At 61.4% G+C, this 11,570-nt stretch carries 9 protein-coding genes; 1 reads left to right on the forward strand and 8 read right to left on the reverse strand.

Annotated features, from left to right (window positions below; translation table 11 throughout):
• Positions 1 to 44 precede the first annotated feature (44 nt).
• The 8 genes from BVIR_RS11700 to BVIR_RS11730 all read right to left on the reverse strand — a co-directional run bounded on the left by BVIR_RS11700 (position 45) and on the right by BVIR_RS11730 (position 9,496).
• Positions 45 to 467 carry a hypothetical protein gene (locus BVIR_RS11700; RefSeq protein WP_145911982.1) on the reverse strand — a complete coding sequence of 141 codons (423 nt, stop codon included), beginning with the start codon at positions 465 to 467 and terminating at the stop codon, positions 45 to 47.
• A 298-nt stretch (positions 468 to 765) separates the two neighbouring features.
• Positions 766 to 2,874, reverse strand: coding sequence for a GtrA family protein (locus tag BVIR_RS16480; RefSeq protein WP_082417064.1), 2,109 nt, complete (start codon positions 2,872 to 2,874; stop codon positions 766 to 768).
• Positions 2,871 to 3,527 (reverse strand): class I SAM-dependent methyltransferase, encoded by a 657-nt coding sequence (locus BVIR_RS11705; protein ID WP_055037826.1) that lies wholly within the window; start codon positions 3,525 to 3,527, stop codon positions 2,871 to 2,873. The genes BVIR_RS16480 and BVIR_RS11705 overlap by 4 nt, the downstream gene beginning before the upstream one ends.
• 6 nt (positions 3,528 to 3,533) lie before the next feature.
• Positions 3,534 to 4,814 carry an NAD(P)/FAD-dependent oxidoreductase gene (locus BVIR_RS11710; protein WP_055037827.1) on the reverse strand — a complete coding sequence of 427 codons (1,281 nt, stop codon included), beginning with the start codon at positions 4,812 to 4,814 and terminating at the stop codon, positions 3,534 to 3,536.
• 17 nt (positions 4,815 to 4,831) lie between these two features.
• On the reverse strand, positions 4,832 to 5,758 hold the full coding sequence (locus BVIR_RS11715; protein ID WP_055037828.1) for an NAD-dependent epimerase/dehydratase family protein: 927 nt from the start codon (positions 5,756 to 5,758) through the stop codon (positions 4,832 to 4,834).
• Positions 5,759 to 5,763: 5 nt separating this feature from the next.
• On the reverse strand, positions 5,764 to 6,519 hold the full coding sequence (locus BVIR_RS11720; protein ID WP_055037829.1) for an SDR family NAD(P)-dependent oxidoreductase: 756 nt from the start codon (positions 6,517 to 6,519) through the stop codon (positions 5,764 to 5,766).
• A 155-nt stretch (positions 6,520 to 6,674) separates the two neighbouring features.
• Positions 6,675 to 8,021 (reverse strand): FAD-binding oxidoreductase, encoded by a 1,347-nt coding sequence (locus BVIR_RS11725; protein WP_055038852.1) that lies wholly within the window; start codon positions 8,019 to 8,021, stop codon positions 6,675 to 6,677.
• Positions 8,022 to 8,032: 11 nt separating this feature from the next.
• Positions 8,033 to 9,496, reverse strand: coding sequence for a UbiA family prenyltransferase (locus BVIR_RS11730; RefSeq protein WP_055037830.1), 1,464 nt, complete (start codon positions 9,494 to 9,496; stop codon positions 8,033 to 8,035).
• Positions 9,497 to 10,067: 571 nt separating this feature from the next.
• Between BVIR_RS11730 and BVIR_RS11740 the strand changes: the two genes are divergently transcribed.
• Positions 10,068 to 11,210 carry an ISAs1 family transposase gene (locus tag BVIR_RS11740; RefSeq protein WP_082417068.1) on the forward strand — a complete coding sequence of 381 codons (1,143 nt, stop codon included), beginning with the start codon at positions 10,068 to 10,070 and terminating at the stop codon, positions 11,208 to 11,210.
• Positions 11,211 to 11,570 lie beyond the last annotated feature (360 nt).

Below are 11,570 nucleotides of genomic sequence, written 5' to 3' on the forward strand. Positions count from 1 at the left end.
CTCCAAAGCGTTCCGCGGAGCGGCCGCCGCGGCCACCCGCGGAGCTAAGCGGTCCGGGGCGCCGCCGGTTCCGATCGCCGGTGATAGGCGTAGGCGCTGATGACGCCGGCGACGGTGGCGGCCAACACGAAGATGACCGTGAGCGCCCAGCCGCCGGTGACGAAGCTCGACCGGAACCGCCACGCCGCCGTCAGCGGCAGCACGAAGCCCAGCACCGCGCCGACCAGCATCAGCCGGCCGGCGGTGTAGGCCTCCGCCCGGTCAAGCGCGAGACGCGCCAGCGGAAACGCAATGAAGCCGACCGGCGCCGCAACCAGCAGCGCCGCCGGCAGAGCGACGCCGACCATGAAGAACACCGTCGCACCGTCGAAATGGGTGCCGTGCACCGCGGCGATCAGGGTGAGCAGCACCACGCCGGCGGCGCCGCCGGCGATGGTGGCATGAAGGGAAGCGCGCCAAGTTTTCATGGTCATTCATCTAGTGACGTTGGCCCATGATGCCAGAGCAGCGCCGCCGATGAAATCGCGGCCGGATCATTCCACCCCACCTCGCAACGCAGGCCACGGATGACAGCCTGCGGGTGCGGTCAGGCAGCCGAGTATCGCCAAAAAATGTTCCGAGCTTAACGCACGGCAATCGACGCTACACCGAAGCAGCCACTCACACGCTGCCGGTACAAATCATCAGGGGCGACCGAACCAAATACTCTCGTTACATAGCGTACCCATCGGATATAGACCCCAAATGGTTCGTTCAAATCGGCGTTCATTCCATTTTTAAATCGATCCTACAAACACTCGGATAGCCGCCGTTGAATACGGCCAGAATATAGTTGCTAGCCTTGTCTAGATTATTATCTTCATTGCTCAGGTGAACCGGAACGGAGAAACCACGATAGTCACGCGGTGCGTTGACAGCTTTCATAACGTCCGGTCGCGGAATTAAGGGACGTGAAAATCCGATGACTCGCCCCGAGGACGAAAACGCAATTACCCAAAGTGGAGCACGCCGGTTCCCCTCGTGTGCGACCCAGCCATCTACAATAAAATCAAAATCGGATAATTTTCCAATTCTATCTACGTAATTCATAGAACAAGCTGGAGCGCTAGAGCCACGATTTAACACGTCTCCCGGTATTTTCGAATCGCTAGACTTATCTGAAAATGCCGACAATCGCCTTTCCCGTATATACTCAAGCGCACCTGCGATATTTTTCGACGACGGATAGACAACTCTAATTAATTGCTGATCATAGGCATTTGAAAGTATTGCGAATTTAGTTCTCTCAATGGCTTCAAATCTATTGTCTATAGCTTGGCGAAATGTTGTCCTAACATTCATCCAAACAGACGAAAGTGCGGCGCAGACGAGAAACACCGAAATAACCAGCTCACGCCTCTCACGCGAGCGAGCCGAACAAAGTCCGATCCTGACAACCGACGCACCAAGTCCCAGCCATAGTGCGAGTATCGGCGTCGCATACCGCGGCGCGAGCGCCGCTCCAGTCCCCACCGTCACTCGCGCATAAGCTGCCGCGCCTGCAGATGCAAAAACGAACATCGCGAAACAAAATAAAACAAACCCTGGACCGTCCACTTTACCTTGAGCGACAAATTGCTTCAGATAAAAAATACCTATTCCTATCCAAACAGACACAGCGACGACGCCAAGAGCGGCACAGATCGATAAATTTGTCGAAAACGGACCTCCTAGCATCGTAAAAAAGAACGCTATGATATTTTCCAGAGTCCGAAGTGACGGGTCGCCAATTTTTGTTGCGCCCCTTACCATATAAAAGAAATACAATATAGACACAGCCGTGACAGCTGCTGGAATTAGAAAAACTCTCCATTTTTCTCTAAACATGAGAACTATAAGTGCCAGCGGAAAAATTATAAGAACGCCGCTCCCGTTAGACAAAACGGTCAAAGGAGCAAGTATCAAAATTGAAAAGAAATTAAAGTACGACCGCTGCCCCCCGAGATACGCAAATGACAAGGCCAGCACTGCAAGCGCCCCGAAATTGACGAAATAAAAATGAGTCTGGAATCCCCATGTTAAGTTCTCCCACTGAACAAGAGAAACAAGCAAACAGAAGCACGCAATAGCAACAACTATCTTTTCGTATATACTTTCATGATTGTTAATAAATATTATATTCGAAATAATAGCGGATAACGCCGCAGCAGTAATATAAATTACAACAATAAGAAACCAATTGCGTCCATCGAACATATAAACGTCTATGATCGAAAATATTTTTTCCGTTACAATTATATGTTCATTGTGCGGAAGAAAAAGGTATTTTGCCAGCAGGGTGGGGGATTCAGATTGAGAAAGCCACCTTATCAGCTCCCACTGATCGCCGAAAGGCAGATCGCTTATGTGACTAAACACATAAAGCGACGAAAACGAAATTAGCACCAAAAAGCACACAAGACACGCGATACCTACTAGCCAATATCTATTCAACGAATAACTGGCTCGGTTCATGGTTCCAAAACTCAAATACTTATGGCCGTAGTAGCTCGTTACGATTGGACTGGCGACGCCGATGGCGTGCGCGACTGTTTCCGGATGCCAGGTGAAATCGGCCGCGACGAACGCGTAGCGCGCGAGCCCGACGCTGACGAGCCAGACCTGCCCAAGCGCCAGCATGTTGACGAAAAAGAACTTGCCGTATTGCGAAACAATGTCGCCCTCTGCTCGAAACACGAAATACTTATTGAGCGTAAAGGCAAACGTGAGCGCAACAAAGAACGCGATAACGATCGAAACCTCATACGAGGTGAAATAATTGGCGGCGATGCGAACGAGTATATTCACAATCGCCGCCACCGCCCCGACCAAAACAAACAGAGAGAACTGTTTCATTCCTTGACGCCCACCACGAGGAATTGCTTTCCGAAGAACCTCCAGAACAGCGGCAGCGCCAGATAGGATCGAATCAGGAAATCGTACGTCGGCGTCGAGTTGTTCATGGTGTACGGCAGGAACCGATCGATCACCGTCCGAACGCCGAACCCCGCCACGCTCAGACCTTCCGCAAGCGAAACATGCGACAGCGGCAGATGGTGGTCATAGTAATCCCAATACTCTCGGTAGGCGTAGCGTATGTTCGGGCCCATTATGATAAATTGTCCGCCCGGACGCAGAACACGCCGCACCTCCCTGAAAAGATCATCGCACACCGACTTTGACGGAAGATGTTCGAGAAAATTCGATGTAAAGGCGACGTCGATCGAATTGTCCGCCAAATGGGAGAGATCGTCTGCCTTCGTGTTGACGAAAGAGACATCCTTGGCCAGGCCGCCCGCGGCGTCCGGATTCAAATCGACCGCGTACTTCTTGGCGGCCGAAATGTTGTTGATGAACTCGCCATACCCGCAGGCGATATCCAACACGGTGGCATCCGGCGTAATGTAACGGCTGAAATAATGTTTGCAAATGATGCGCCAGACTCGGTTTCTTTTTTCAAGACCGGTATTGGAAAAGCGGAGGCGGTATAGGCTCGCGAGATCTGTCATCGAAATTCACTTTGTTGCTTCAGCTATCTGGCGCCCGAGCCGGATACTCTCGGCGACACCGCGGTCCTCTGGATAGTAGTAGCAGGTGTCGGCAACCTGAAGTCCGGCGATCGGGGTCGCGATCGCGGGCAGCGTGTCCCGGAACCGCGGCCCGCACACCGGCTGGGCATGCTTCAGACGGCCGACTTTGCCGGCGATGAGGTCGCCTGCGGTCAGCGCCGGGTTGACCCGGCGGACGGCGGCGAACGCCTCGGCGACGAACTGTTCGTCGCGCCATGCCCATTTCGGGTGCGTCGCCGGCATGTAATAGGGAGCGTAGACGATGCGCTCAGCGGTCGGGCGCAGGTTCGAGAATTCGATCAAGCCGGGAATCTCGATGTCCGGATCGACGATATTGATCCAGAAATGCTTCGAGACCGCGCGCCGCAGCTTCAAGATTACGCACACGACGCCGATGTTGCGGATCGCGGCGTAGCGCGCGCGCCAATCCTGCGGCAGGTCGGGCACGAGGTCAGGCACCAGCGGGATCGGGACCGTGCTGATCACCGCATCGGCCGGAAAGACCCGCGAGCCGGCGAGGACGCTCGCGACCCGTCCGGACGCCGCCATCACCCGCTCCGCCGGCGCACCGAGGTGGATGCGGCCGCCGCGCGCTAAGATCGCCGTCAGCAGCGCATCGACCAGCGTTTTCGAGCCGCCGTCGACATAGCCGAGTTCCTCCTGGAATATCGAGCGCCGCGACCGGCCGATGCGCTTCACCCGCGTCGCGATCCACGATGCCGACACCGCGTCGGCAAACTCGTGGAACTTGAGGTCCATCAGTCGCCGCCAAAGCGTGTCGTACACCGCCCTGCCCGAGCCGCGCTCGATCCATTGCCGCGCCGTCAGCGCCTCGATCGGCGCGAAATCGTGCGCGCGCGTGGTCAGGAACATCTGCAGCCCGGTGCGAAACTTCGAGAGGATGCCGAGGTGCGGAAACGCCAGCAGCGCGGCCGGGCTTCCCCACCGATGAACCTTGCCGTTGATGAAATAGCCCATCGAGGTCGGAACCCAGCGCATCTTGTCGCCGATGCCGAGCTCATTCATCAGCGCAAAGGTGGGCGCGTCCGATTTGCAGACGAAGTGGTAGAAGCGCTCGATCGACAGGCCGTCGAAATCGAAGTGAGCGGCCATGCCGCCGGGCTCGCTGTCGGCCTCGACCACATCGACGGTGTGTCCGAGCTCAAGGGCACGGTGAGCGGCGGCAAGACCCATCAGGCCGGCGCCGAGAACGACGATGCGCGCCATGGCTCGCTCCGCTGGAATCAGAAATCGAGGACGATGTTGGAATAGGCGGGATCGAGAAAGGTCTCTTCCAGCGCCCGCCGCAACGGCGTCGCCGGCACGTTGAAGATCCCCGGCCAGTCGATCACCGGAAACGTTTCGGGAATCACCAGCGCCTCAAGCTGGCGGGTCGTGAACGGCGGGTTGCTGTCGAGCCGGGCGTAGAGCCAAAGCAGCGTCCAGAACACGGTATAGGGGATGTGGACGAGCCGCGCTCTCGGCTTCACCACGGCGTGGATGTCCCGGATCAGCGCGCCATATTCGATCTGCTGCTGGCCCGAAATGTCGTAGCAGCCGGTGCGGGGATGGTCGATGCAGGCGGCGATGATCGCAGCGAAATCGCCAACGTAGAGCGGCTGCCGGACGAACCGTCCGTCGCCCGGAATCGGGAACACCGGGGTGCGGTCCATGAAGCGCCGCAGCCAGCCGAGGTGCTTGCGGTCGAACCACCCGAACATCAGCGTCGGCCGCAGCACCACCTGCGGATTGCCGGAGGCGGCGACCAGCGCCTCCTGCTCCCTCTTGGTCTCGGTGTACCAATCGACCGCGGTGGAATTGACCACGGACGAACTGATGTGAACGAGCCGTCGCCCGCCGCGCCGCGCGATCGCCTCAAGCAATCGCTCGGTCGCGACCACATTGTTGCGACGGAACTCCTCACCGTCGAGCCCGCCGATCTGGGCGTGGCCGACCACGACGACGTCGGTGTCGTCGAGCGCATCCTCCCACGCCCCACGCTCGGACAGATCGGCGTGGATCACCTTGAGCGAGGGATGAAGCGCGCCAAGCCGCGCGGTGTTGGAGGGGTGCTTGTCGATGCCGACGAGTTCGCAGTCATCTCGCCCGGCCAGCCGCGCGATGAGATTTTGCCCGACCAGCCCTGCCGCGCCGGTGATCAACACCTTCATCTTGGTCAGAGCCTCGTGCGATGGATCAGCGTGCGGGGCAGCGCCTGCACCACCCACATGATATATCTCCAGAAGCGTGGCGTGTAGACGACGGCGCGGCAGCCATCGATGGCGCGAACGATCTCCGCACCGACCGCACCGGGTTCGGCCCACAGCGGGCCGCCGCGCGGCAGATGCTCGGTCATCGCGGTGCGCACGAAGCCGGGACGGATGTCGGTCACCGCGATTGCGCTCGCATGCAGCCGGTGGCGCAAGCCTTCGAGATAGCGCTGCAACCCGCCCTTTGCCGCACCATAGATATAATTGCTCTGCCGGCCGCGATTGCCGGCGACGGAGGTGATCACCGCCAGCGCGCCATGGCCCTGCGCCTCGAACCGCGCGGCGAGTTGCTCGCACAGCAGCACCGGGCTGACGAGATTGAGGCCAATCGCGGCAATGAGCTGCGCCGGCTCCTTCTGTGCCGCGACCTGGTCGGGCAGCGAGCCATAGGCAACCATCGCAACGTCGAGCCCGCCGAACGCGGCGAACGCCTCGCCCGCGGCGGCGATGGTCCGATCGGGCTGGGCAAAATCGGCAGCGACCAGTTCGACCGCCGCCGCACCTCGCGTTCGCAGATCTGCCGCTGACGCCTCAAGTGCAGCGCGGTCGCGGCCGATCAGCACCAAGCGAGCGCCGCGACCGGCATAAAGCCGCGCGACGGCCGTCGCGATCCCGGACGTCGCGCCAAACACCGCGACCCGCGTCGGCGTGTCACTCGCCATGCCCAGCTCCTTTCGATCGGAAGCGGAGCCCGCAGGCGCGCAACTCCGATCCGGCAAATTTGCCAACGGCGTCGGATGCTGACGCATGGAGCCGTTGAAGTTCGGGTGGAAACAGAGGGTGAAGCCGCCCGGCGGCGCCGCTTTTCCACCGCACGTCAGGACGCCGCCGGACCGATGATGCCGACGCGGCGCGCAAAGCCCGATGCGGCCGCCGGATCGATGTGCGGCTTGAACGCCGCCAACCCGGCATAGCCGTCTCGAAACGTGTTTGCGGTCATGACGCAGTCCTTCGCCGGATAGAGCCGCCCGCCGGCGGCGACCGTGATCGTCTCAAGGCGGGCGAGCAGTGCGCGGGTGGAATCGCCCCGGTCCGGAAAGTCCAGGGCCAGCGTCGCACCCGCCATCGGAAACGACAGAATGCCGGGCGAGGGCAGATCGCCGAAGGTCTTCAGCACCGCGAGCATCGAGCCCTGGCCAGAGGCGGCGACGGCGCCGAGCATGTCTTTGATCGCCTCAGCGGCGACGGCCGGCGGCACGACACACTGGAACTGGAAAAACCCGCGCGGCCCATAGAGCCTGTTCCAGCCGCCGATCGCATCGAGCGGGAAAAATACCGGCTCATATCCGCCAACCGTTCGCTCTGAGCGCCGCAGGCTCAACTTGCGCCAATAGAGCGCGTTGAAGGCGCGCAGACCGAGCCCGCCGACGAGCGAAACCGGCGGGCGGACGGGAATGGTGATGCGAGGCTGCAGCGGCGGCGGCGGCGAGCCCGCTCCGGCACGATGCCGTGCACGGCTGAATATGCCGCGCCCGAGGCTGCGCCCGGTCGCCAGGCAATCCACCCATGCGGCGGTGTAGTCCCACGCCTGATCGGCCTCGGCGGCGAGCGAGAAGAATTCATCGAGCCGATCGAACCGGACATCCTCGGCCTCAAGCGCCGTTCCCTCGACGCGGCGAAGCTGGATGGTCGCGCGCAGCACCAGGCCGGTGAGCCCCAAGCCGCCAATGGTCGCGCGGTAAAGCGCGGCGTTCTCGGTCGGCGAGCACGAGACGACCTCGCCGTTGCTGCGCGCAAGATCGAACGACAGCACGTGACGCCCGAACGTCCCGAACCGATGGTGGTTCTTGCCGTGGACGTCATTGGCGATCGCGCCGCCGACGGAAACGAAGCGGGTGCCCGGCGTCACCGGCAGGAACCACGCCCCGCCGGTGTCGTCGCTTCGGCAAATGCTGGCGAGAATGTCGGCGAGCAGCACCCCGGCTTCGCACGTCAGACGTCCGGTGGTGCGGTCGAAATCGACAAAGCGGTCGAGCGAGCGACAGTCGATCAAAGTGCCGCCGGGGTTGAGGCAGACGTCGCCGTAAGAGCGGCCGTTTCCGAAGGCGAGAACGGAGGTGCCGGGGCTGGCATAGCCGCGACGCGCGGCATCAACGCTCGCCGGCCGGATGGCGCGCACCTCGGCGGTGGCGTGTGCACCGCCGCCCCAGGCCGCGTAAGACACCTTCGGAGCCGTCACGGCAGCCACGCGGCCACCAGCAGGACGGCGGAAATGGCGGCAAGCCCGAGCGAAAACCGGTCCTTGAGCGCAAACACCACCGGATCCTCGTTCATCCGCTCGTGCACCGTGATGTGCCACGTGCGCAACGTCCACAGCAAGATAACCGGCATCAGCCCCCACAGGAGTTCTGGGCGACTGTAAAGCCCGCTGGGATAGTGTTCGTTTATCAAATAGATCGTCACGATCACGATTGCCGCAAAACCGGATGCAACGCCGGCGGCGAGCACAAGCGGAAGGTCTTTCGCGGTATAGCCACGGGATACCACCTTGTCCCCGCCTTCACGCACCACGCGCGCGAGCTCGGCGTAGCGTTTGACCAGGGCAAGGCCAAGGAAAAACAACATCGAAAACGTGAGGAGCCACGGCGATGCCGGGACGGGCAGCAGCGCGGCGCCAGCAAAGACCCGCAATGTGAAGAGGCTCGCCAGCACGAAGACATCGACGATCGGCATCTGCTTGAAGACGAGACTGTAGGCAAGCGTGATAACGAGATAAGCGACCAATGATGCCGCGGCGGCAAAAGGCAGCGCCAGCGACAATGCCATTGCGACGACCACAAGGATCGCCGCGACGACAGCGCCGGCGTGAGCCGAGATCAGACCCGCAGCGATCGGACGAACACGTTTGCGCGGATGGTGGCGGTCGGCTGCGATATCGAGAAGATCGTTGACGATATAGGTCGCCGACGCCAGGATTCCGAGGGCGAGAAACAGGATCAGGCTCCTCGCCGCGATCACGGGATCAAGCAGACCAAGACTCATGGTCGGGGCGACGAACACCAGGCTGTTCTTGGCCCAGTGCCGAATTCTCAGCGCCCGCACCCACGTTCGCAGGCCCGCCCGCCGTTTCTCGAACCGCGCTTCCACCGCGGTCTGCGGGCCAACCATTTTTTCCAGACGACCGGTCTCGCCAACGAGCACAACGGAGGACGCGGCGCGAAACAGCGGTCCGTCGACCTCGGCATCGCCCGCATAGGCGAACCGATCCCCGAAAGCCGCGCGGATCGCAGCCAGCTTTCGGGTCCCCCGCAGGTTTTCCCGACCATCGGAGCCGTGGACGACATCGAACAGGCCGATATGCGCGGCGACCGCGTCGGCAATCGATTGATCCGCTGCGGTGAAAAGGCCGATTTGGCGCCCGGCCGACGCCTCCTCCTGCAAGTACCGCAGCAACGGCTCATTGTAGGGCAGGCTGGCGGCATCCAGCGCGGTTTGGTCTGCGACATGACGTTTGAATGCCGCGCGGCCAGCCCGAAGGTGGAACAGTGCTTTGATCGCAGCGAGCCAGTCCTGCCGCACCGTTCCAAGAAACGACTCGTGAAGAGAATCGACCCAGATGAGGGTACAGTCGAGGTCGACCGCCAGCGGCGGCCGTTCTTCACATTCATCTTCCAGGACAAGGGTCTGCGCGAGTTCCATTATCCCAAAAGCCTCCATCTACTGATGAACGGAGGCGGGCTTGGAATTTATGGGATGGCGGAGCCATGCGACTGCGGGGCCGCGGCCCGGATCGTCTCCGTCCTGCCGAACACTGTCGACCGGCGACGCCTCGAACACACCGCGCTCGATTGCAACCGCTCCCTCAAGCATGTTCCGCGCGCGCGAGGGCGCTTGCTGTCCGGCGTGGCCGCGGCCTTGAGCCTGGCGCCCGTCCGCCGCGCCACCCCCCGCAACGTCATCAGGCCGAGCGCAACTCTGCCAGGGGCCATCCAGGCCTAAACGTGCGGCGTCGATGCCCACCCCAGACTGTGCGTCTGGACAGATTCCGGCAAATCGATCCTGGCAAAGCTCAGGCAAATCCCTGAACCCTCTGAATGACACGGAATACGGGCGACAGCACCTTACGCAACCAATTCCACATATCGAAAGTTGCAACGAAATACAACACTGGAGACCAAGATATCCAGGGCGATCGGGTGAAGAAAGGGGTGACAAAGGCCTGAAGTGCTGAATCTGTCGGTTCCTCCGATTCGGATGCGGAGGATGGGCGATGGAGCCAGCGGAACCGGACTTTGCCGCGCTTGGGGAAGCTCTTGTTTTCCTGGACTATTTCAAGGACATGCCCGACCCGCGCCAGCGCGGCAAGGTGATGTACTCGCTGGAGGAGGTGCTGCTGCTGTGCCTGCTGGCGGTGCTGGCCGGCGCCGAGACCTTCGTCGACATCGCAAGGTTCGGCGAGACGAAGCTCGACCTGCTGCGCCGGTTCCGCACGTTTCTCCATGGCACCCCCTCGCACGACCACCTCGGCGACATCCTCGCCACCCTCGATGCTGCGCAGTTCCAGCGTTGCTTCGTCGCCTGGGTGGCGGCGGTGACCGGGGCGCCCGCAGACGTGATCGCCATCGACGGCAAGACGCTGCGCCGCTCGGCTAAGAGGGACGCCAAGGCGGCGGTCCACATGGTGTCCGCCTTCGCGGCGCGCCAGCGCCTGGTGCTCGGCCAGGTCAAGGTGGCCGACAAGTCGAACGAGATCGTCGCCATCCCCCAACTGCTCGCTCTGCTGTCGATCGAGGGCGCCATCGTCACCATCGACGCCATGGGCTGCCAGCGCGCCATCGCCGCGCAAATCCTCGCCCAGAAGGCCGACTATGTGCTGGCCCTGAAAGGCAACCAGGGCAGCTTGCGAGAGGACGTCGAGCTGTTCGCCGCCGAGCAGAAAGCCAATGGTTTCAAGGACACAGCGATCAGCCGCCATCACAGCGTCGATGGCGATCACGGCCGCATCGAGACCCGCACCACCACGGTGATGCACGACGTGGCTTGGCTCCGAGACCGTCACGATTGGCCCGGCCTGACCAGTGTCGTCATGGTCGAAAGCATGCGCGAGATCGGCGCCAAGTGCGAGCAGGAGACCCGCTTCTACATCGCCTCGCTGGCGTCCCCGGCCGACCAGCTCGGACCCGTCATCCGCAGCCATTGGGCGGTGGAGAACAGCCTGCATTGGATCATGGACATGGTGTTCCGCGATGACGACTGCCGCGTCCGCACCGATCACGCCCCCGCCAATTTCACCACCCTCAAGCACATGGCCCTCAATCTCATCCGCAAGGCCCCGGGCAAGGATTCTCTCCGCCTCAAGCGAAAAGTCGCCGCCTGGGACGACGACTTCCTCGCAAGTCTCCTGGCAGCGTGATTTTTCACCCGATTGCCCTGCCAAGATATCCCGGCCAATCACAAATTCTGGCCGGCGAGACGATCGGCGGCTGATCAACGACGACGTGATCAACCGCCAGCAGAATCTGGCCGGCAACCGCAGCCGGTCATCTAAAATCGCTCTTTCCAACAAGGCGTTCAACGAGGCTGTTTCCTCGGAGCAGCCACCGATCGGAACGAGCCGGGTTGCCGCGCCCGGCTGTCGCTTGTCAAAATTCGCTCGCACAACCGATGCCACGTCTGCGGAGGTTGAACGTGATCCCGCCGTGATCGTCCGGCACCGGCAGGATGGCGTCGCCGGACCGGGCGGCGCCTCCAGCGACAAAGATTACGCTCTTCA

This window comes from Blastochloris viridis (assembly GCF_001402875.1).
Lineage (GTDB): Bacteria > Pseudomonadota > Alphaproteobacteria > Rhizobiales > Xanthobacteraceae > Blastochloris > Blastochloris viridis.

Bases quoted from the DNA above. Each gene is read 5' to 3' on its own strand.
- BVIR_RS11730 (WP_055037830.1), bottom strand. From the start codon at position 9,496: ATGGAACTCGCGCAGACCCTTGTCCTGGAAGATGAATGTGAAGAACGG.
- BVIR_RS16480 (WP_082417064.1), bottom strand. From the start codon at position 2,874: ATGAAACAGTTCTCTCTGTTTGTTTTGGTCGGGGCGGTGGCGGCGATT.
- BVIR_RS11700 (WP_145911982.1), bottom strand. From the start codon at position 467: ATGAAAACTTGGCGCGCTTCCCTTCATGCCACCATCGCCGGCGGCGCC.
- BVIR_RS11705 (WP_055037826.1), bottom strand. From the start codon at position 3,527: ATGACAGATCTCGCGAGCCTATACCGCCTCCGCTTTTCCAATACCGGT.
- BVIR_RS11740 (WP_082417068.1), top strand. From the start codon at position 10,068: ATGGAGCCAGCGGAACCGGACTTTGCCGCGCTTGGGGAAGCTCTTGTT.
- BVIR_RS11720 (WP_055037829.1), bottom strand. From the start codon at position 6,519: ATGGCGAGTGACACGCCGACGCGGGTCGCGGTGTTTGGCGCGACGTCC.
- BVIR_RS11710 (WP_055037827.1), bottom strand. From the start codon at position 4,814: ATGGCGCGCATCGTCGTTCTCGGCGCCGGCCTGATGGGTCTTGCCGCC.
- BVIR_RS11715 (WP_055037828.1), bottom strand. From the start codon at position 5,758: ATGAAGGTGTTGATCACCGGCGCGGCAGGGCTGGTCGGGCAAAATCTC.